Annotated in this window: 19 protein-coding genes; 18 read left to right on the top strand and 1 reads right to left on the bottom strand. The window is 66.5% G+C overall.

The window, feature by feature from the left end:
- The first annotated feature begins 1 nt into the window (after position 1).
- A complete protein-coding gene (locus ACIBW7_RS05560) occupies positions 2-1,405 on the top strand; it encodes a cellulase family glycosylhydrolase (RefSeq protein ID WP_397044460.1) in 1,404 nt (467 codons plus the stop codon).
- Between the two features lie 84 nt (positions 1,406-1,489).
- Here ACIBW7_RS05560 and ACIBW7_RS05555 read toward each other — a convergent pair whose 3' ends face one another.
- Entirely contained in the window at positions 1,490-2,683 is a 1,194-nt protein-coding gene (locus ACIBW7_RS05555) for a cytochrome P450 (RefSeq protein ID WP_397044458.1), read from the bottom strand.
- Between the two features lie 214 nt (positions 2,684-2,897).
- Here ACIBW7_RS05555 and ACIBW7_RS05550 point away from each other — a divergent pair, with 214 nt between their 5' ends.
- From ACIBW7_RS05550 to ACIBW7_RS05470, 17 genes are all read left to right on the top strand, one after another.
- Complete coding sequence (locus tag ACIBW7_RS05550; protein WP_397044456.1) at positions 2,898-4,223, top strand: NAD(P)/FAD-dependent oxidoreductase; 1,326 nt, start codon at positions 2,898-2,900, stop codon at positions 4,221-4,223.
- Positions 4,224-4,372: 149 nt separating this feature from the next.
- Positions 4,373-5,350, top strand: coding sequence for an acyl-CoA desaturase (locus tag ACIBW7_RS05545; protein ID WP_397044454.1), 978 nt, complete (start codon positions 4,373-4,375; stop codon positions 5,348-5,350).
- A gap of 12 nt (positions 5,351-5,362) precedes the next feature.
- Positions 5,363-5,620: an acyl carrier protein gene (locus ACIBW7_RS05540; protein WP_397044452.1), complete on the top strand. Its 258-nt coding sequence runs from the start codon at positions 5,363-5,365 to the stop codon at positions 5,618-5,620.
- Between the two features lie 2 nt (positions 5,621-5,622).
- Positions 5,623-6,525 (top strand): class I SAM-dependent methyltransferase, encoded by a 903-nt coding sequence (locus tag ACIBW7_RS05535; protein WP_397044450.1) that lies wholly within the window; start codon positions 5,623-5,625, stop codon positions 6,523-6,525.
- Positions 6,522-7,781 carry a cytochrome P450 gene (locus ACIBW7_RS05530; protein WP_397044448.1) on the top strand — a complete coding sequence of 420 codons (1,260 nt, stop codon included), beginning with the start codon at positions 6,522-6,524 and terminating at the stop codon, positions 7,779-7,781. Before ACIBW7_RS05535 ends, ACIBW7_RS05530 begins: the two co-directional genes overlap by 4 nt.
- The gene (locus tag ACIBW7_RS05525) at positions 7,778-8,515 is read left to right on the top strand and encodes a thioesterase II family protein (protein WP_397044446.1); all 738 of its coding nucleotides are present in this window, start codon (positions 7,778-7,780) and stop codon (positions 8,513-8,515) included. Before ACIBW7_RS05530 ends, ACIBW7_RS05525 begins: the two co-directional genes overlap by 4 nt.
- An 8-nt stretch (positions 8,516-8,523) precedes the next feature.
- A complete protein-coding gene (locus ACIBW7_RS05520; protein WP_397044445.1) occupies positions 8,524-10,254 on the top strand; it encodes a fatty acyl-AMP ligase in 1,731 nt (576 codons plus the stop codon).
- A 4-nt stretch (positions 10,255-10,258) separates the two neighbouring features.
- Positions 10,259-10,714 carry a PaaI family thioesterase gene (locus ACIBW7_RS05515; protein WP_397044443.1) on the top strand — a complete coding sequence of 152 codons (456 nt, stop codon included), beginning with the start codon at positions 10,259-10,261 and terminating at the stop codon, positions 10,712-10,714.
- A 5-nt stretch (positions 10,715-10,719) separates the two neighbouring features.
- Entirely contained in the window at positions 10,720-11,928 is a 1,209-nt protein-coding gene (locus ACIBW7_RS05510) for a cytochrome P450 (protein WP_397044441.1), read from the top strand.
- Positions 11,929-11,958: 30 nt separating this feature from the next.
- Positions 11,959-12,774: an alpha/beta fold hydrolase gene (locus ACIBW7_RS05505; protein WP_397044439.1), complete on the top strand. Its 816-nt coding sequence runs from the start codon at positions 11,959-11,961 to the stop codon at positions 12,772-12,774.
- 141 nt (positions 12,775-12,915) lie between these two features.
- The gene (locus tag ACIBW7_RS05500) at positions 12,916-13,137 is read left to right on the top strand and encodes a hypothetical protein (protein WP_397044437.1); all 222 of its coding nucleotides are present in this window, start codon (positions 12,916-12,918) and stop codon (positions 13,135-13,137) included.
- Between the two features lie 216 nt (positions 13,138-13,353).
- Complete coding sequence (locus ACIBW7_RS05495) at positions 13,354-14,055, top strand: SDR family oxidoreductase (RefSeq protein ID WP_397044435.1); 702 nt, start codon at positions 13,354-13,356, stop codon at positions 14,053-14,055.
- Between the two features lie 28 nt (positions 14,056-14,083).
- Positions 14,084-14,506, top strand: a complete 423-nt coding sequence (locus ACIBW7_RS05490) for a tautomerase family protein (RefSeq protein ID WP_397044433.1) — start codon at positions 14,084-14,086, stop codon at positions 14,504-14,506.
- 246 nt (positions 14,507-14,752) lie between these two features.
- On the top strand, positions 14,753-16,234 hold the full coding sequence (locus ACIBW7_RS05485; protein ID WP_397044431.1) for a serine/threonine-protein kinase: 1,482 nt from the start codon (positions 14,753-14,755) through the stop codon (positions 16,232-16,234).
- Positions 16,231-17,436: a hypothetical protein gene (locus ACIBW7_RS05480; protein ID WP_397044429.1), complete on the top strand. Its 1,206-nt coding sequence runs from the start codon at positions 16,231-16,233 to the stop codon at positions 17,434-17,436. Before ACIBW7_RS05485 ends, ACIBW7_RS05480 begins: the two co-directional genes overlap by 4 nt.
- A 4-nt stretch (positions 17,437-17,440) precedes the next feature.
- Positions 17,441-19,009 (top strand): serine/threonine-protein kinase, encoded by a 1,569-nt coding sequence (locus tag ACIBW7_RS05475; RefSeq protein WP_397044427.1) that lies wholly within the window; start codon positions 17,441-17,443, stop codon positions 19,007-19,009.
- A gap of 27 nt (positions 19,010-19,036) precedes the next feature.
- Complete coding sequence (locus ACIBW7_RS05470) at positions 19,037-20,503, top strand: serine/threonine-protein kinase (protein WP_397044425.1); 1,467 nt, start codon at positions 19,037-19,039, stop codon at positions 20,501-20,503.
- Positions 20,504-20,508: the final 5 nt, after the last annotated feature.

Genomic DNA, 20,508 nt, shown 5'->3' with positions numbered 1-20,508 from the left:
GATGACCATCATGTCCTCGACAGCGCGGTGTCTCGGGTTGGTCATATTGCTGCTGGGACTGACCGCACCGGCCGCGGCGCTACCGACGGCTTCCGAACTTGGGCACGCCGGCCGCTGGCTCACCGACGATCAGGGCCGGGTGGTCACCTTGCACGGCGTGAATCTGGTCTACAAGTACCCGCCGTACTTCCCCGCGGCGGGAGGTTTCGGCGAGAGCGACGCCCAGTTCCTGGCGGAGAACGGTTTCAACGCGGTGCGGCTGGGTTTCGCATGGAACGCGGTCGAGCCGCAGCCCGGAGTTTACGACGACAACTACATCGCACAGCTCGAGCAGACCCAGCAGTTGCTGGCCCGGTACAACATCTATAGCCTTGTCGATTCCCATCAGGACGGGTTCAACGAATCGGTGGGCGCGAGCTGGAGCGGGTTCCCCGCCTGGGCGACGTTCACCGATGGGTTCCCATTGCCGCCGAATCCGGGCTTTCCGCTGGTCTATTTTACAAGCCCCGCACAAAACCAAACATGGGCGAACTTCTGGCGCGACCACGCTGCGCCCGACGGCATTGGGCTGCAGGAACACTATGCGGCCATGTGGGCGCATGTCGCGCAGCGCTTCGCAGACGAGCCGTACGTGCTGGGCTACGACCTGATCAATGAGCCGTGGCCCGGTTGGGAATACCCGACATGCTTTCCCCAGGGCTGTCCCCAGTTCGAGAGCGGTGTGCTCGCGCCGTTCGAAGCAAAAGCTATGAACGCCATCCGGCGAGTCGACCCGGAGCACATGCTGTTCTACGAGCCGTCCGTGACCAACGACTTCGGTACGCCGAACTGGATGCCGAATCCAACCGGCGATCCGAACGCGGGGATGAGCTTTCACGACTACTGCTTCGGTCCGGTCGACACCTGCGTGAGCAACGGATTGGATCGCGCCGGCGCCGACGGCGTTGTCGGGCTGGCGACCGAGTTCGGCGCGACCAAGGATTCGGCGAAGCTGACTCGCCTCACCGATAGATTCGACGACGACATGGCTTCGTGGCTGTTCTGGTCCCAACCGCAGGACCAGACACCGGGTCATCCCCAGGAGCCGCCGACCGGCCCCAACCTGATGGACCCGGCGATCGTCCGGCCATATCCGCGTGCGATCGCAGGCACCCCGCAGCAGTGGCACTACGACAGCACGACCGGGACGTTCACCCTCCGATACAGCGCCCGCCGCGCCGATTCCGGTCAACCGTTCGCACCTGGAGCCCGCACCGAGGTGTATCTGCCGCAGAGCAACTACCCCAACGGCTACCAGGTAGAAATCCAGGGCGCCGACGTCGTGTCCCCACCCGACGCCCGGCTACTTCAACTCACAACCAGCCCCGGACAGGACGTCGTGCAGGTGACCGTGACGCGACGGTGATCGGCGCCGAGGCCATCTGAGGCGGAAGCGGTGCCACAGGAACGGAAAGGCGGCGCGGCCACACGGCTGCGGCGGTCCCAACGTTCAGGCGGGCATTCGGACCGGCAGTGACAGGGGGCCGCGCATCGACACCGATACCCGGTACGGCGGCGCGTCGTCGAGCAGGTCGAAATCGGGGACGCGGCGGATCAATTCGGTGAAAAGCACCTCGCCTTGCAGCCTGGCCAGGGGCGCACCGACGCAGAAGTGTGGTCCGTGGCTGAAGGCGAGATGGCGCGGTGTGCTGCGGTTCGCCGCGAACCTGGTCACATCCAGCGAGTCGGGGTCCGGGAATGCTTCCGGGTCCCGATTGGCCGAGCCGACGAGCAGGATCAGACCCGTTCCCCGCGGCAATGTCTGGCCGGCGAACTCTACGTCCCGCATGGCGACGCGGGTCGGGAACGGTACGGGGGTGTCGAAGCGGAGGAACTCTTCCACCGCAAGTCGACTCAATTCCGGTTCGCTGCACAGGATTTCGCGCTGGGCCGGGTTGCGCGCGAGGGCGAGCAGGCCGGTCGCGATGAGGTTCATGGTGGTCTCGTGCCCGGCGATGAGCAGGAGCACGGCCATGTCGACGAGTTCCCTGAGCTGTAATGGGGTCTCCGTCGCGAGCTTCGTGAGCAGGTCTGTGCCGGGCCGGGCGCGGCGGTGCTCGATGAGATCGGCGAAGTACGCGCCGAACGCCTGCACGGCGTGGGTGCGGGCGCGTTTGTCGTCGTCGGACAACAGTGCGTCCGGGTCCAAGCCGCGGCTGATCGCGGATGCCCAGACCCCGAACGTCGCGTGGTCGGCTGTGGGAACGCCGAGCATGGTGCAAATCGTGGTCAGCGGCAACGGGTACGCGATCTCGGCGACGAAGTCGACTTCGCCGGCCGCCACAGCGTCGTCGAGTAGTGTGATCGCGGTCTCGGTGATCTGGGAGCGCAGATCGGCGATCGCGCGGGGAGTGAAGGACGGTGCCACCATCGCGCGCATTCGCGTGTGGTCGGGCGGGTCCATCAACAGGAACGAACCGGGGAGCGTCCGCGGGTCGACGCCGGGCCGGAACGGGTTGATCCCGGAGAAATAGCCGTGCCCGAACGCAGGGTCACCGAGAATTGCGTCGCAATCGGCATAGCGCGGCACGAGATAGACGCCGGGCCGGAATTCGTGCAGCCTGCCTCCTGCGCGCAACGATCGGTAGGCAGGCGCCGGATCGTCACGGAGTTCGGGGGAGAACGGGTCGAGCATTTCGGTCATCGCGCAGTCCGTTCGATGGGACGAAAGCGTGCTGAATTCACATTTCGGAGCCCAGCAGCCCGCGATTGCGAAATGATGAATTACTCATGAATTGCACACTGCGATAGCTCTGTTCGATGACACCATAGTCCACGCGGGATGACGAATTATATCGCCCGATAGAATCATTCGATATGAATTGAAACGCGCAGCTGAGTTATTGATTATTCGGCTGATGAATTCGAATTCCCCGCACGCAGTCGTTGTCGGCGCAGGCATCGCAGGATTGCTCACCGCCATCGTGCTCGCAGAACATTTTCCACGCGTCACGGTGCTCGAGCGTGACACCTTCGCAGGCAGCGACGCGCGCAGGGGAGTTCCCCAGGCCAGGCATCTGCACGGCCTGATGGAGGGCGGGCGCGCCATCATCGAGCAGCTCTGCCCAGGATTGACCGCGGAAGTCGTCGCCGCCGGTGCACCGACAACGGAGGTGCTGGCCGGGTCACGCTGGTACCTGAGTGGGCTGCGTGCGGCGCCGACCGAAACGGGGCTTATCACCTTGCTCGCCAGCCGACCGCTGCTCGAGTCCCAGTTGCGGCGGCGAGCAATCGAACTCCCCGGGGTGACACTGCGTGAACGCATCGCGGCAAACGGTCTCGTCGCCGACGGTGGTCGGGTCACCGGAGTACTGGTGAGTGCGGCCGGCGCAGCCCCCGAGGCGATCGCGGCCGAGCTCGTCGTCGACTGCACCGGCCGCGCATCCCGCGCGCCCGAGTGGCTGCGGGTGATCGGCGCGCAGGCGCCCGAACAACAAAGCGTCGTCATCGACCTCGGCTACTCGTCTCGCACCTATCGTCGCAAGCCCGAGCATCTGGACGGTCAACTCGGCGTGGTCGTTTCGACCATGCCAGGTCGTCGCGGTGGTGGTGCGATCGTCGTCGAGGGCGACAAGTGGCACGTGACGCTGGGCGGGATGCTGGGCGATCACCCACCGACCGATCACGACGGCTTCACCGCGTTCGCGGCGACGCTGCCCGTTCCCGACATCCACCGCATCGTGACCGACGCCGAGCCGTTGAGCGATCCGGTACCGCACAGATTCCGCGGTTCGGTCCGGAATTACTTCGAACGAATCGCGACGCATTCGGACGGATTCATCGCACTCGGCGACTCGCTCTGCAGCTTCAACCCGCTCTACGCGCAGGGCATGACCGTCGCAGCGCAGCAGGCGCTTGCCCTCCGCGCATGCCTTCGAAAAGGCACCGCCCGATTGCCGGCACGGTTCTACACCCATGCGGCGCGCCACGTCGATGTGGCATGGCGGATGTCCACCGGTGCCGACTTGAACCATCCCGGCGTGATCGGGCGGCGGACGCCTCGAATCCGTTTGCTGAATTCCTACGTGACGCGTGCACATCGTGCCGCGCACGTCGACCCCACCCTCGCCCGTACGTTCATGCGAGTCGCCAATCTTGTCGACCCGCCCGAAACGTTGCTGAAGCCCGCGACAGTTGCGCGGATATTGTGGCGCGCTCGTGGCATTGATCTGCCTGCAGAGTAGTTCGGCACCGACACCGGGTCGCGATCAGCGATTTCGATCTTGCGATCGGCAGGTCTCGGTCCTCCGATGGTGGTCCGGTCGCCGAGGTTACGGTCGAGGAGTCCCGCTGGCGAAAACGGGGCTCGGACGATGAGGTGTGTAGTCGAGTGATGGCCGAAGATAATGATCCGAATGGCGACTTGCCAGAGCCGCGTAGGAAGACGATCAGCAGTCCGTATATTCATCGGCTGCAGCGTCGGCATTTCCTTCTGTTCGATATTCTGCCGATTCTCGGCACGGTCGGCGCATTCGCGTTTCTCGCGGTACACCCGTTCGGCGTAACCGAATTCGTGCTGCTGTTCTCGATGTGGCTGGTGACCGGGCTCGGCGTGACTGTCGGCTATCACCGGCTGTTCACCCATCGCACGTTCAAGGCGGTGCCGTGGGTCGCCGGGCTGCTGGCGATATTCGGCTCGATGGCCGGACAGGGCGGCGTGGTGTCCTGGGTGGCGCTGCATCGGCGGCATCACGAATACAGCGATCGCGAAGGGGATCCGCACTCGCCCAACCTTTCCGGCGGTGGTCTACGCGGTACGCTGCGGGGCCTTGTGCATTCGCATTTCCTGTGGATGCGCCGGCACGAATATCCGAACGTCGTGCACTACGCCCCCGACCTCATCAAGGATCGCGGCTTGGTGCGGATCGCCCGCCTCTATTACTACTGGGTGGGGCTCGGGCTGCTCATCCCTACGGTGATCGGCGGGCTGGTTTCGCTGAGCTGGACCGGAGCAGTGAGCGGTCTGCTGTGGGGCGGACTGGTGCGGATCTTCGTACTCGAGCACATCGTCTGGGCGATCAATTCTTTCCTGCACATGTTCGGTACCCGCCGCTACGCATCGCGGGAGAACAGCCATAACGGCGGAATATTCGCACTGGTGACGTTGGGGGAGTCGTGGCACAACAACCATCACGCATTCCCCGAATCGCCGTCCTTCGGTTTGGACTGGTATCGGCCCGATCCCGGTTTCTGGCTCGTCAAACTGCTCGAGATACTCGGTCTGGCCTCGGATCTGAAAATGCCGTCCGCGCCGCGGATGGCCGCCAAACGTATTTCCGGAAACTCTGAACCCGTCGGTAACGCAGCGTGAGGAATGCACAAAGTGGACACGAGTAGAGACGCCATCGTCCTGTGGTGCAGGGAATATCTCGGAAATTTGCTCGAGATTCCGGCGGAAGCGGTTGATCCGGCCGCGGACTTCGACCGGATGGGAGTCGACTCCGCCCTTGCGGTCGCGTTGCTGATCGAAGTCGAGGCGCGGTATGGCGTCGATCTGGCGCCCGAGGACCTCTTCGAGAACCCCAATATCAACGCGATCGCCGGCTATCTGCACGAGCAGAGCCGGCGGAGCGTGGCGTAGCCGTGTCCGCAACGATCGGCGCCGATCGGGCTGATGCGGCGGCGGCCGCGATCCGGCACCACTACGACGCGGGCAACGACTTCTATCGGCTGTGGCTCGATGCGTCGTTGAGTTACTCCTGTGCGTTGCGCGAGAACAGTGCCGACACCTTGGAAGCCGCTCAGGAACGGAAATTGCGGTTCCATCTGGATGCGATCGGCGCCGACAGCGCCGCGGCGGTGCTGGACATCGGGTGCGGGTGGGGCGCGATCCTGCAACGCCTGTCGCAGCAGCACGCGGTCGCGCGGTCGGTCGGGCTCACCCTCAGCGCCGAGCAGGCCGAGTTCGTGCGGTCGCGTGATCTTTCAGGCGTCGAAGTGCGGCTGGAGAACTGGGCGCACTACGAGCCGGACATCCGTTTCGACGGCATCATCTCGATCGGCGCCTTCGAACACTTTGCCCGGCCCGATGATTCGGCTGCCGAGAAGATCCGGGTCTACCGGGAGTTCTTCACTCGCTGCCGCAGTTGGCTGAACGACGACGGCGTGCTGTCGCTGCAGTCGATCGTCTACGCCAACATGGAGCGCGAGCAGGCGAGCACGTTCATGCAGCGGGAGATCTTCCCCGATGCGGACCTGCCGACGCTCGCCGAGATCGCGGCCGCGGCCGAAGGCGTCTTCGAGATCCGCTCTCTTACCAATGGGCGTCTCGACTATGCGTGGACCTGCGAGGAATGGGCGCGCAGACTTCGGGCGAACCGTGCGGAAGCCGCCGAGATCGTCGGCACCGAGGTGGTCGCTCGCTACGAGCGCTACCTCAAGCTCTCCGCGCTCGGCTTCCGGATGGGCAAGATCGGCCTGCTGCGCCTCGTGTTGGCACCCTATGGCAACGGATTCTTCGCCGGCCGAGGAGTGCGGGCCGGATGACGGTGCGAACACACGACCAGGCCGAGCCGATTCGGCCACGAGTCCGGTTCAATCCCTTCAGCGCGGAGTTCCGCCGCGACCCTTACCCCCTCTACCGGCAGCTTCGTGAGGCGCAGCCGGTGCACAAGACACTGGGGATGTGGGTGCTCACCCGGCATAGCGATGTGCGCGGGGTCCTGCACGACCGCTCGTTCGGCGCCGGACTGATTCCGCGGCTGGTCGGCGAGCAGGCCGAGCGACTCGGGCAGCAGAATGTCGCGCGGATCGAGCGGCTGGGCCGGAAGTCGTTGGTATTCACCGACAATCCGGACCATGCGCGGCTGCGCGGACTGGTGAATCGGGTGTTCACCGCCCGGGCGGTCGCCGACCTGCGCCCTCTCGTCGCGCGGGTCACCGAGGATCTGATGCGGCGAGCCTGGAACGCGGGCGGCTTGGACGTGATCACCGAGTTGGCTGCGCCCTTGCCGGTGACGGTGCTGTGTGAATGGATGGCCCTCCCCGGCGACCTGCGCGAACGGGTCGGCCCATGGACCCACGACATTCGGTTCCTACTGGAACCAGGGCTGATGAAGGCCGAGGACTTCACGCGCGTCTGTGCGGTGGTCGAAGAGTTCGCTACCGCCCTGGACGGGGTGCTCGCCGAGCGCCGGTCCCAGCCCGGCGCCGACCTGATCAGCCGGCTGCTCGCCACGCGCACGGCGGGGGGCGACATGCTCAGCGACGAGGAACTGATCTTCGTCTGCATCATGTGCTTCGTCGCGGGCAACGAGACTACGAAATCCTTGATCGGTAACGGTGTGCTGGCACTGCTGCGGCATCCGGATCAGGCCGCGCTGCTGCGGCGCAGGCCCGCGTTGGTCAGGGCCGCGGTCGTGGAGGCGCTGCGTTACGACTGTCCGCTGCAGCTGACCAAGCGCCTGGCCACCCGCGATGCCGACATCGATGGGAATCGGATTTCGGCCGGCGACCAAGTCCTGGTGTGCCTGGGCGCCGCCAACCGTGACCCCGCCGTCTTCGACCGACCCGACGAGTTCGATCTGACCCGCACCGCCGGGGATCATCTCGCCTTCGGCCACGGCATGCACGGTTGCCTGGGTGGGCTGCTCGCCGAACTGCAGGCCGAGATCGCCTTCGAATACTTGTACCGGCACTCGCAGGACCTGGAGCTACCGGATGGCGAGTTGCAATGGCAGGACCACAGTTTCATTGTTCGTGGGTTGAAAAACCTACCGGTCACACTCCGGAGCGTCCGATGACCGTCCTGCGATCGACGACGACGTGGCTGCGGCAGGAGCGCGCCGAGGCGCCCGTGCAGTTGGTCTGCATACCGCACGCTGGTGCGGGCGCGTCATCGTTCAACCGTTGGCTGGGCCTGTTCCCGTCGGACATCGCCACGGTCCGGGTCCAGCTCCCCGGCCGGGAGGATCTGTCCGGCGAGCAGGCGCTGCGACGCGTCGGCGACGCGGTGGACGGGTTACTGCCGCAGCTCGAGCAGCTGGGCGGCGCGCGAGTGGCGATCTACGGCCACAGCATGGGAGCGCTGGTGGGGTTCGAGCTGGCCCGCGCGCTCGCGGCGGCGGGCAAACCCGCGACGCACCTGTTCGTTTCCGGCCGCCGTGCGCCGCAATTGTTTTCGAGCCGCACACCGATTCACCACCTGGCCGAAGACGATTTCGCCGCGGCGCTCACCGCGATGAACGCATGGGGTGCGGCGGGACGCAGCTCCACCTTCCTGCGCTACGCACTACCGCTGACCCGCGCCGACCTGGAGCTCTCCGAGGAGTACCACTATCAGCCGCTGCCCGGGCTGGGCTGCCCGATCACGGCGTTCTACGGCACCGAGGACCCGGTGGTCGACCCGGCCGAGATCGCGGCATGGCACGAGCTGACCAACGGCGGCTTCGCGATCCACGGATTTTCCGGCGACCACTACTTCCACCATCGGCATCGAGTGGCCATCGCGGCGGCGATGACTGCCGCATTGTTGTGAGGACCGACATGCCGCACACCATTTTGCTTCCCGACATCCTCCAGCGCCGCGCCGCCGCCGAGCCGGACCGGACCACCTATGTGTTCTTGGACGAGAACGGTTCAGAGACAACCGCACTGACCTACCGCGAATTGCACGACCGGGCGCTGGCGGTGGCCGCGGAGCTCGAATCCCGGTGCGTGCCGGGGGACCGCGCGCTGCTGGTGTTCCCGCAGAGCCTGGATTTCATCGTCGCGTACTTCGGTTGCCTCTACGCGGGCGTCATCGCGGTGCCGGTGAATCCGCCGCGCCGCGACAAGGTGCAGGAGGCGACCCGAGCCATCACCGTCGACTGCGGGCCCGTCGCGGTGCTGACGCTCGGTGCGATGATCGCGATGCTGCGCCCGGCGCTGGCGCCGATCTGCGCGGCCCGGCATTGGCTTGCCGTTGACGATCTGCCCGCGGCGGGGGCGGGCGTCACGCCCACCGTCGCCGAGCTCGACGACGTCGCGTTCCTGCAGTACACGTCCGGTTCCACCGCGGCTCCCAAAGGGGTCATGGTCACGCATCGGAACTTGATGGCGAACGAGGAGATGATTCGGCAGGCATTCGGCCACGACCGGGACTCGACGGTGGTCGGCTGGGCGCCCTTCTTCCACGACCAGGGTTTGATCGGCAACGTGCTGCAGCCGCTGTATGTGGGTGCGACCAGCATCTTGATGTCGCCGACGACGTTCATTCGCAGACCGCTGCTGTGGCTGGAGGTCATCTCCCGGTATCGCGCGCACACCAGCGGTGGCCCCAACTTCGCATTCGACGCCTGTGTCGCGCGCGCCGCGGGAGAGGTGCCCGAGTTGGATCTGAGCAGCTGGAAGGTGGCGTTCAACGGCGCCGAACCGATCCGCGCCGAGACGTTGTCCCGGTTCGCGAAAACCTTCGCACCGCACGGGTTCGATGCTCGGGCGCTGTATCCGTGCTATGGCCTCGCCGAGGCCAGCCTGCTCGTCGCGGGCAGCCGGAAAGGGCGCGGTCCGCTGACGCTCGATGTCGATCCCGACGTGCTCGGCTGCGGGCGTTACGCCGATGCCGTCGCGGGCCGGGCCCGCACCCTTGTCGGCTCGGGGCGTGTGCTTGCAGAGCAAGAACTGCGCATCGTGGATCCCGAAACCGGGCAGTCCTGCCCGCCGGATCGGATCGGCGAGATCTGGGTGTCGGGAGACCATGTCGCACAGGGTTATTGGGAGAATCCCGAGGCGACTGCCGAGACCTTCCACGCGCGATGCGTCGACGATTCCACACGAACCTACCTGCGCACCGGCGACCTGGGTGTAGTGGTGGACGGTGAGCTGTACGTGGTGGGGCGGCTAAAGGACCTGATCATCGTTCGCGGGCGGAACTACTACCCGCACGACATCGAACACACCGTTCAGGCCGCGCATCCCGCGTTACGGATCGGCGGTGGTGCGGCGTTCTCGGTGCCCGGGCGTGACGGTGCGAAACTCGTCGTGGTGCAAGAGGTCAAGCGTGCGTCCGCGCCGGAGGCCGATGTCGCCGACATCGTGGGCGCGATCAGGACGGCGGTCGTCCAGGAACACGAACTGGCCATCGGCGAGGTGGTGCTGACCCCGGCCGGTCAGGTGCAGAAGACCAGCAGTGGAAAGATCATGCGTTCAGCAGCCAGAAAACGGTATCTGGCAGGCGGATTCGGGACCTGGTCACCGCGCGGCGGAGAATCCGCGGAACTTCGAGCAAGGAGCTGAGCACATGCAGATCTGGCAAGCGGAAAACCCCGATTTCGAAGCGGCCGTGACAGGCGCGGTGCTCAGCATGCCGGCTGCCCAACATTTGGGTTTCGAATTCGGGCGGGTGGCTCCCGGCGAAGCCGAGATAGTCCAGCCGTATCGCAAGGAACTCACCCAGCACGACGGGTTCTTCCAGGGTGGCGTGCTCGGTTCGCTGGCGGATTTCGCCGCCGGTTCCGCGGCTGGGACCCTGCTGCAGCCGGGATGGGTGAATATGACGATCGACTACACGGTGAAGATTCTCGCCCCGGCGAAGGGCCCGAAGGTCGTCGCCCGCGGCCGGGTGATCAAGCCGGGCACGCTCATCACGATCGCCGCGGCAGAGGTCTACTCGGTCGACGTCGACGCCGAAACACTCTGCGCCACAGCACTTGTGACCATGCGAAACGTGAAGCTGTTCAAATCGGACCGGGAGTAGTGGCCATGACCTCCGACGCATTCGTGTTCGACCCGTTCGCCGCGGGGTTCGCCGCGGATCCTTATCCCCACTATGCCCGGCTGCGCACCACCGCACCCACGCACGAACATCCGCTCGGGTTCTGGATCGTGTCGAAGTACGAGGATGTCGCCGGGCTGCAGCGCTCGGCGCAGTCCGTCGACGAGCAGTACTTGACCCGGCTGCCGTCGTGGAAGAGTGACAGCAGCAGGCTCGGCAAAGAAAACCGCATGATGCGCGGACTATCCATGCTGGACCGGGATCCGCCCGATCACACCCGCCTGCGCCGCCTCGTCGCCAAGGCATTCACAACCCGCGCAATCGAGGAGTTGCAGCCCAGGGTCGAGGCACTCGTCGACGCCGCCCTGGATCGCATCGCCGAGGCGGGCACCGCGGATGTCGTTGCGGAGCTGGCGTTTCCGGTGCCGTTCGGGATCATCTCGGAGATGCTGGGTGTCCCGGTAGTGGAGCACACCCGGCTGCGCGAACTCACCGCAATTCTGGTGCTCGCATTGGAACCCCTTTCCGATCCGGACCTGCAGGCCAGAGTCCGGTCGGCCAACCAGGAATTGTTCGCGATGGTCGGCGAGCTGGTCCGCTGGAAACGCGCCGCCCCCGGCGACGACCTGCTGACCAGATTGATCACCGCCGAGCACGAGGGCGATGTCTTGAGCGAGGACGAACTGGTCGCCCAGGTCATGCTGCTCTACATCGCGGGCCACGAAACGACCGTGAACCATCTCGCGGGCGGGATCCTTGCCCTGCTGCGACATCCCGACCAGGCCCGGCGGCTCCGGGAAGACCCGGGACTGGCCGACAACGCCGTCGCGGAACTGCTTCGATACGACACCCCGGTGCAACTGATGCGCCGGATCACTGTCGAACCTCTGCCGATCGGCGGCGCGGAGATCCCGCCCGGCAGTTTGGTGCTCGCCTGTGTCGCCGCCGCCAATCGTGATCCGGAGTTCTGGGGCGCGGACGGCGACGAATTGCGCCTCGATCGGCCGAACGCGCAGCAGAACCTCTCGTTCGGTGCGGGCATCCACCGCTGTCTGGGTGCAGCGCTGGTTCGGCTCGAGGCCCGAGTTGCCTTCTCGCACTTCGTGGCGCGCTTCCCCGACGCCGTCATCGAGGAGCTGCGCTGGAACGGCCGGATCAATGTGCGTGGCCCCGCCGAACTGTCGATCTCGGTGTAGCGCATAGTTTTTCGGGAGACGGACAGACTCATGCCGACGATAACGATCGATGGCGCACCGATCGCCTACACCGACACCGGAGCCCCGGCCGGTCGGCCGGAGGCGGCTACCGTGGTGTTCGGCCACGGACTGCTGTTCGGCGGCTGGATGTTCCAGCCGCAGATCGAGGTCCTGCGCGAGCACTACCGCTGCATCACGATCGACTGGCGAGGACAGGGCGCGACTGCGGCAACCACCCGCGGCTATGACATGGACACCCTCACCGGCGATGCCGTCGCGGTGATCCGGCGCCTCGAGCTCGCTCCGGCGCACTGGGTCGGTCTGTCCATGGGCGGCTTCATCGGGCAGCGAATCGCGGCGCGTCACGGGGCGCTGCTGCGCACACTGACGTTGCTGGACAGCAGCGCCGAGCCAGAAGATCCGAACAAGATCGGCGAGTACAAGCGGCTGGCGCTCGCATTGCGACTGTTCGGCGCCCGACCGATTCTCGGCAAGATCGAACCCCACCTTTTCGGTCCGAGTTTCCTCGCGAACCCAGCCAACAGACCCGCGATCGACGAGTGGGCCGCCCGCCTAGGGCGCTGCGATCGGGCAGCCGTGCGCAAGGCGGTCCTCGGCGTTGCCGATCGTGCGTCGGTCGAGCATGAGATCACCGCCGTCACGATGCCGACGCTCGTCGTCGTCGGCGCCGACGACACGGCGACGCCGCCTGCACGATCCGAGCGTATCGCCGAGTTGATCCCGGCCGCTCGCCTGCACACCGTCGCGGATTGTGGCCACACCAGCAGTTTGGAACAGCCGACGGCGATCACGGCATTGCTCCAGGATTTCCTCGGCAATCATTGACGGAGCCGGACCGCCGGCTATGAGTCGACCGATTGACCAACGGGCAGACACCGGACAATATGAATCATGGGTGTCTGTCAGATGTACGAATGTCGAACTGCTCGATACCTGTCGGGACGGACGGCCTGACGCGAGCATCGAGTGCATGACGAATCCGATGTGGCGCAGGCGCGCGTCTTCTACAGCTTGCTCGAAGCCGAGGCCGCTGCCCTGGATGCGATGCTGCGAACTCGGCTGACCCGGCGCGGGGCGCCGCGGGCGACCACCGAGGCCCGGTTGCTGGATCGGGACATGCGCGAGGTGCGCCGCTGCCTGGCTCAGTTGCTCGATCGGTTTCCGGAACTGGGCTCGAACGAGCGCTGAGTTCCGCTTGCCGACGCCCTCCGCCCATCCGCGTCGATTCGAACATCTCAGCGATATCAGGGCATGGCAGGAATGCTCCAGCTGTGCCCGCGCCACCCTCTGCCGCTGACCCGCCGCGGTGAATGCCGCGCTGGAGGCTCGCGTTATCGGGCCATCGATATGTTGGCTATAGTTATATATAGTCAGCTAGGACGCGAACGAATCAGGAAGGCAGACATGACCAGAATCGAAGGTGCTATCGCCCTGGTGACCGGCGGGCAGCGCGGCCTCGGGCGAGCATTCACCGAGGAGCTCCTGGCGCGTGGCGCGGCCAAGGTCTACGCCACCGCCCGCAAGCCCGAGGCGGGCGATGACTCTCGCATCGTCCCGCTCGAATTGGAGGTCACCGACCCGGATTCGGTTGCGGCCGTGGCGGATCGGGCCACTGATGTGAATATTGTGGTCAACAACGCGGGTGTGCTGCGTCCAGCGCCGCTACTGCATGCCGAAATGGCCGATGTGGTCGAAACATTCGAGACCAACGTTTTCGGTCCCCTGCGCATCGCCCAGGCCTTCGCCCCCATCCTCGCCGCCAACGGTGGTGGCGCACTGGTGGATATCCACTCCGTGCTGTCCTGGAGCTCCGGGGCCGCGGCCTACGGCGCGTCGAAGGCCGCCCTGTGGTCTCTGACCAACTCCCTGCGCATCGAACTGGCGGCACAGGGCACCCAGGTCGTCGGCGTCCACCTCGCCTTCGCCGAGACCGACATGGTGAAGGCCATAGATACCGTGAAGCTCAGCCCCGCCACGGTCGCCGCCGCGGTCGCCGATGGCCTGGAACAGGGTGCGCACGAAGTTCTGGTCGATGAGTTCACCCGGCAGGTGAAGGCATCCCTCTCCGGCCCCGTCGAAAATCTCGTCCTTCCCTTCCGCCGCTGAGACACCGCTTCGCCCAAAGGAATTCGCCATGCCGCTCTGGCACATCTACCACCCCGCGAACACCTACACCCCCGAGGACAAGCAGAACTTCGCCCGGGACATCACCGCCTACTACGCCCGCGTCGGGCTCCCGGAGTTCTACGCCGTAGCCCTGTTCCACGAACTCCCCGCCGACTCCTTCTACGTGGGCGGCAAACCCAGCGCCGGCTCGGTGCGCGTCACGATCGACCACCTCGCCCGTCAACTCGACGACCCCGAAATGCGAAAGCGCATGACCCGCGGCCTCGACACCCTCATGGCCCCCTATACGCACGACCGGGGCCTGTACCTCGAATTCAATATCAACGAGGTGGCCCGCGACACGTGGATGATCGCTGGGCTATTCCCGCCGCCGATCGGCAGCGATATCGAGCGGGCCTGGGCCGAGGAGAACAAGCCCATCCCGTACTGAAGTCGGCGGTGGCCTCCGGACCGGCATACTCGTCCGAGGTGTCGGATTCACCAGGCGCACTGGGCTTTCCACCGCACTCGCGCGGCTCGATGTTCTCTGCTGTGGTGATTACCACCTTGTTGTTATAGTCGCCCGGTCGGCTGCGCCGTTCCGAATCGGCTCCCGCCTCACCGCACGATCTCGCGGATGGTCAGCCGACATGCGCCGGAAGGGTCCCGGCGCAATTCGGTCGGGAAGGCAGTGCGGTTGACTGTCACTGAGGGCATGGATTTTGCCGGGTATCGCATAGAACGACGCCTCGGCATGGGTGGCATGGGCACTGTGTTTCTCGCCCAGCATCCGCGCCTACCCCGCAAGGACGCGCTGAAGATCCTGTCCGCCGGGCACACGGGCGATCCCGCGTTCCGCGCCCGATTCCTGCGCGAGGCCTCGATCGCGGCGCGCTTGCACCATCCCAACCTGGTCGCGGTGCGCGACCGCGGCCAGCACGGCGGCCGGTTGTGGATCGCGATGCAATATGTCGACGGCGTCGATCTCGCCCAGTTGATCCGGCGCGGACCCGCCGCGCTGCCGCTCGACCGGGTGGTCGGGATCATCATCGAGGTCGCCAAGGGGCTGGACGCGCTGCACCGCACGGGCCTGCTGCATCGGGATGTCAAGCCGGCCAACATACTCGTCGCCGAACGGGACGGACGCCCGGATCGGGTGCTGGTCACCGATTTCGGCATTGCCCGGTCCGCCGACGAACCGACGACATCGAACGGCGCCGGGCTCAGCGCGACGCCGGCCTACGCCGCACCCGAGCAGATCAGCGGTGAGCCGGTCGATCATCGGACCGACGTGTACGCGCTCGGCTGCTTGCTGTACGAGCTGTTGACGGGGTCGGTGCCGTTCGCCCGCGACACCCCGGCCGCGGTGCTGTACGCGCACCTGCACGAGTCCCCGCCCACGCTGGAAAACGCCGGGACGCCACCGGGATTCGACGAGGTGATCGCCACCGCGCTCGCCAAGAATCCGGCCGAGCGGTTCGCGAGCTGCGGTGCGTTGGCGGCTGCGGCGGAAGCGGCAGCGCAGACAACGGTCCGGATCGCGGCGGCCGGCCGGCCATCCCGCTCGGCGACCCGGCGACGCCGACTGATGATCGGCGCCGCCCTGACCGCCGCCGTGCTGGTCGCGGTGACGACGGCGGTGCTGGTCGGAATCGGCCGTGACGGTTCCACCGGGCAGTCGTCGAGCGCGACCGTCCTCGGCCCGCAGACGGGCGTGGATGCGGTTTCCTGGGGCGCGTATACCTATGTCGCGCAGGCGTTTCCCGAGTTGTTGCCCGCTTCCCAGTTCGGCACCGGCTACCAGGAGATGTACGCCTGCCGGCCGGTCGACGAGCGGGTCGAGGGCGTCCCGGTCGATGTCTTCGTACCGATCGGCCGGATCACCTGCCTGGGCAACCGAGAACCGGTGATCACGCTGGATCTGGTGTGCAATGCGGACCGCTCGCCCATCGCCCCACCGGTCACCTTCGATCGAGCCGAAGGTGACGAACACTGGACCCGTCCGTCGGGCAGCGGAAATCTGCACTGGGGAACCTATCTCGGGGTCGAGGGCAAGGTGGTGGGACACCTTCGGCTGTACTTCGACGACCCGGGCCGCAACTTCTGCTACATCGTCGTCACCGGCTCCCCGACCGGGGCTGAATTGCGGGCCCGTTGGTGGACGGAGGCTCCGCTGTGAGGGTCGCGTACATGGCCGTGGCCTGGGGTGTGGCGCTGGCCGTCACCTCGGGATGCACGGTAGCGGGGAATCCGGTACCCGGACCGGGCCCGGCAACCCTCGATGTCGGTCCGTACAGCCGCAACCCGCTGCTCGCACCCGCGCACGGCAGCGAATACCACGGCCGGGTGCTCGAATCGGTGCGCATGGCGGAAATCATGCTGAATCCGGCCGAAGTGGATCAGGCGTTGCAGATCCCGCTCAGCGCAAGCAGAGCCGTCCCCCTGCCTACCGCGGCGAAAGCCGCCGCGCTGCTGGCCAATCCGGTACGCGCGGTCCTCGAACGGCACGGCATGCTGGCCGGCTTCAGCGTCGGTGCTACCGACACCCCGTCGCAGGTGGCTATCGGCGGCGGCCGACTGCTACAGGTCATGGTGCTGCGCTTCCCGGATGCTGCGGCGGCGCAGCGGGCCGCGCAGGAAATCGATACCGTCGATGCCGCGGTGAGCTCGGACAATGTCGCCGTCACGATCCCCGAATACCCAATGGCACACGGTCATTGGCGTCCGACGGTGCCGACGGTCGCGGCCACGGTGGCACAGGACGCGTTTGTCGTCAGTGTGCTCGCCGGGCATACCTCGCCCGACCTGAATGCCCTGATCACGCTGGCGCGCAGGGCATTCGACGTCCAGGTGCCGTTGCTGCGCGACTTCGCGCCCACGCCGCCCGACAGGTTCGCGGAACTGTCCTTGGATCGCGACGGCATGCTGGGGCGAATGGTGCCGGAAGCGCCCGGGCGTTGGCCGTTCCCGGTGGTGATCCTCGGCGACTTGGCGGAGAACGCGGGATGGGGCAGCCTGGTCCAGGCCCGCGGCATCGTGTATGGACCCCGCGGTGCCGAGCGCTTCAACGGAACTACCGACGAGCCGGTCGAACTCCTCAGCATCAACCGCTTCGACCGGCTGATGCGCTTCGCCGACGCGGCCACCGCCCAGAAGTACTTCGCCCGCCTGAATACCCCCGCAGGGCGAGTGGAGGTTCCGGCACCGGCCGGTCTCGTGGACGTCCGCTGCACGGATGCGCTGAACTCCAGCGATACCCCCAGCCGGTTCGATTGCCTGCTCCGGCACGGACGCTATGTCGCACTGGTTTTCAGCCGAGATTATCGGGATGTGCAGCAACGAGCTGCGGCGCAGTACGCGCTGCTGGTGAACAGCGAGTAGGCGCATGGTTGAAATACTCACTGCTGGAACAATGTTCGCCGGATACCGGATCGAGCGCGTGCTGGGCACCGGCGGCATGGGCACGGTGTATGTGGCCCGGCATCCGCGTCTGCCGCGCCGCGACGCACTGAAGGTGCTGCCCGAGAACTGCGGTACCGCCGACGAATTCCGTGCCAGGTTCCTGCGGGAGGCGGAGCTGGCCGCCCGGCTGGACCATCCGAATATCGTCGCGGTGCACGACCGCGGTATCGAGCACGGCCGGCTCTGGATCGCGATGGAGTTCGTGAACGGTATCGACGCGGCTCAGTTGCTCCGCCGTGATGGCGCGGTGGCGCCGCAACGCGCACTGCACATCGTCACCGAGACGGCGCGTGGTCTGGACGAGGCGCACCGGTCCGGCATGCTGCACCGGGACGTCAAACCGGCGAACATCCTGATCGAACACCTCGAGGGCGCTCCGGATCGGGTGTTGGTGGCAGATTTCGGGATCGCCAGGGCTGCCGGTGACGGCACCGCGCTGACCGAGGTCGGGACGGTCGTGGCGACGCTCGCCTACGCCGCGCCGGAACTGCTGGCCGACCAGCGGGTCGATCACCGCGCCGATGTCTATGCCCTGGGCTGTACCCTCTTCGAATTGATCACCGGCGCAAAGCCGTTCCCGCGCGATTCGGTGGTCGCGGTGATGCAGGCCCATCTGATGCAGCCGCCGCCGCGGGCCAGTGCGGCGCGGCCGAATCTGCCCGCCGCGATCGACGCGGTGATCGCCCGGGCGATGGCGAAGGATCCGGACGACCGCTATTCGTCCTGTGGGGCGCTGGCGGCCGCGGCGGCGAGTGCCTTCGGGTTCCCGGTGGAGCAGACCGTTTTCGCGGTCCGGCCGCCGGAGCTACCCGCGCCTCCGGCCGTGCTGCCGACTGCCCCCCATCCGCCCGCGCCGAAGGCGACAACGAAAGTGCCACCGCCGCTGCCGAATTCGCTGCGGCGGCTGCGGTCTGCCGCCGTCGCCGCGGCGGCGGTCATCGCGCTGGTGGTAGCGATCACGAGTGTCGTGGTGTGGAACCGTGATTCGAGCGGAACTACGGCGAATCCCACCGCGCCGACCAGCAGCGCCGGCGGATTGACCTGGGGGAGATATGCCTTCGTCGTCGACGCACTGCCACAGTTGCTGCCCGCCACACCCACCCGGACCGGTCATCAGGGCATCCGGTGCGCAGCCATCGACGACAAGGGCAACGCCGCCGACCTCAACCGGGTGCCGGAACGCATCGCCCACCTGCGGTGCACCGGCAACGAGAACCCGATACGGGATGTGGACGTGCAGTGTTCGACGAATCGGAGCCCCTACAGGCTGGTGAACGAGGAGGGGGTCGTCGTCCTCGGCGATCAGCGGTGGGAACGTTCCTCCGGTCGCGGCCGGGTGGTCTGGTCGAGCATGGTCGGTTACAGCGGGCGAATCGGGGTTGTCGGTCTCGAATTCGATGAACCCATACGCAACTTCTGCATGGTTGTCGTGATCGGTGGTAGTTCGGGTCAGGACCTCTACGACCGCTGGTGGCCCAATGCACCGTTCTGATCGCGCAGGAGAAGGAGGGCGGCGCCGGTGACTGTCGCGGACGGTACGGATTTCGCCGGGTATCGGATCGAACGCAGGCTCGGCGCGGGCGGTATGGGTGAGGTGTATCTGGCGCGCCATCCCCGGCTGCCCCGTCGCGATGCGCTGAAGATCCTGTCCGACCGGCACGCGAGCGACGCCGAATTCCGGGCGCGGTTCCTGCGCGAGGCCGAGGTCGCGGTGCGGCTGCAGCATCCGAATGTGGTTGCGGTGCGCGACCGTGGTGAGCACGACGGACGACTATGGATCGCGATGCAGTACGTCGACGGCGGTGATGTCGCCGATCTGATCCGGCGCGACGCGGCTGTCCCGGTCGAGCGCGCGCTGCGGATCCTGGCCGAGGCCGCGCAGGGGTTGGATGAGATCCATCGAGTCGGCCTGCAACATCGTGATGTGAAGCCCGCGAATCTGCTACTCGCCGAAGAGCCGGGGCAGCCGGATCGGGTGCTGGTCACCGACTTCGGTATCGCGCGCACCGCCGGTGCGGAGGGAACCCTGTCCGAGGGTGGGGGGTTCACCGCCACGCTGGCTTATGCGCCGCCCGAGCTGATCAGCGGTGACACGGTCGATCACCGTGCCGATGTGTACTCGCTCGGCTGCACGCTGTATCAGCTGCTCACCGGTTCGGTGCCGTATCTGCGCGGCAGTCCGGCGGCGGTGATGTACGCGCACCTGCACGAGGAGCCGCCCCGCCCGAGTCTCGACAATCCCCGGGTACCAACCGAATTGGATTCGGTCATTGCCACGGCGCTGGCCAAGGATCCGGCCGACCGCTATCAGAGCTGCGGTGCGTTGGCGGCGGCGGCACAGGCGGCGTGGTCGGCCGATGCCGCCCGCGGAACCGCCCTCCGTGCGATGCGGCGCCGCAGGATTGCGACCGGTGCGGCGATCGCGGCGATTGTGCTGGTGACGGCGGTGGTTTCGCTGGCCGTCGGCCTCGGTCGCGACAACTCCGCGGGATCGTCCGAGGCTGCCCCGACCTGGGTCGCCACGAATTCGGCTGCCTGGGGCGCGGCCGCCCTTGCCGCCGAGGCCTTTCCGAACCTGCTGCCGGTCGCACCGGCCGCCGTCGGATATCAGGAACTCAACACCTGCCTGCATACCGACCAGAACAACAACTTCATCTCCTTCGATCAGCAGGTCCCGACTGGTGGCGTTATCTGTCTCGGCGACCGGGACCCGGCCGAAGTGGTTGTCGTCATGTGCAATTCGGACCGCACGCCGATTCGCGACTGGTCCCCGATGACGCAGCTGGAAGGGGAGGAGCTGTGGTCCCGCGACGGCGCCGCCGGGCGGGTCCGGTGGGGAACTGCCACCACGAACGATGGTGTGACGGTAGGCAGACTCGACGTGATGTTCGACCGCCCGGATCGCAACTTCTGCCGCCTGCGCGTAGGCGGTGCCATCTCCGGTTCCGTGCTCCGGGAACGGTGGTGGCTGAATGCACCGCTATGACAGGG

The organism is Nocardia sp. NPDC049526 (genome assembly GCF_044465765.1).
GTDB lineage: Bacteria > Actinomycetota > Actinomycetes > Mycobacteriales > Mycobacteriaceae > Nocardia.
This window is presented reverse-complemented; position numbering and strand designations above follow the sequence as displayed.

Excerpts from the sequence above, each read along its gene's own strand:
- ACIBW7_RS05560 (WP_397044460.1), top strand. The coding sequence starts at position 2 with ATGACCATCATGTCCTCGACAGCGCGGTGTCTCGGGTTGGTCATATTG.
- ACIBW7_RS05555 (WP_397044458.1), bottom strand. The coding sequence starts at position 2,683 with ATGACCGAAATGCTCGACCCGTTCTCCCCCGAACTCCGTGACGATCCG.
- ACIBW7_RS05550 (WP_397044456.1), top strand. The coding sequence starts at position 2,898 with ATGAATTCGAATTCCCCGCACGCAGTCGTTGTCGGCGCAGGCATCGCA.
- ACIBW7_RS05545 (WP_397044454.1), top strand. The coding sequence starts at position 4,373 with ATGGCCGAAGATAATGATCCGAATGGCGACTTGCCAGAGCCGCGTAGG.
- ACIBW7_RS05530 (WP_397044448.1), top strand. The coding sequence starts at position 6,522 with ATGACGGTGCGAACACACGACCAGGCCGAGCCGATTCGGCCACGAGTC.
- ACIBW7_RS05525 (WP_397044446.1), top strand. The coding sequence starts at position 7,778 with ATGACCGTCCTGCGATCGACGACGACGTGGCTGCGGCAGGAGCGCGCC.
- ACIBW7_RS05520 (WP_397044445.1), top strand. The coding sequence starts at position 8,524 with ATGCCGCACACCATTTTGCTTCCCGACATCCTCCAGCGCCGCGCCGCC.
- ACIBW7_RS05515 (WP_397044443.1), top strand. The coding sequence starts at position 10,259 with ATGCAGATCTGGCAAGCGGAAAACCCCGATTTCGAAGCGGCCGTGACA.
- ACIBW7_RS05510 (WP_397044441.1), top strand. The coding sequence starts at position 10,720 with ATGACCTCCGACGCATTCGTGTTCGACCCGTTCGCCGCGGGGTTCGCC.
- ACIBW7_RS05505 (WP_397044439.1), top strand. The coding sequence starts at position 11,959 with ATGCCGACGATAACGATCGATGGCGCACCGATCGCCTACACCGACACC.
- ACIBW7_RS05495 (WP_397044435.1), top strand. The coding sequence starts at position 13,354 with ATGACCAGAATCGAAGGTGCTATCGCCCTGGTGACCGGCGGGCAGCGC.
- ACIBW7_RS05490 (WP_397044433.1), top strand. The coding sequence starts at position 14,084 with ATGCCGCTCTGGCACATCTACCACCCCGCGAACACCTACACCCCCGAG.
- ACIBW7_RS05475 (WP_397044427.1), top strand. The coding sequence starts at position 17,441 with ATGGTTGAAATACTCACTGCTGGAACAATGTTCGCCGGATACCGGATC.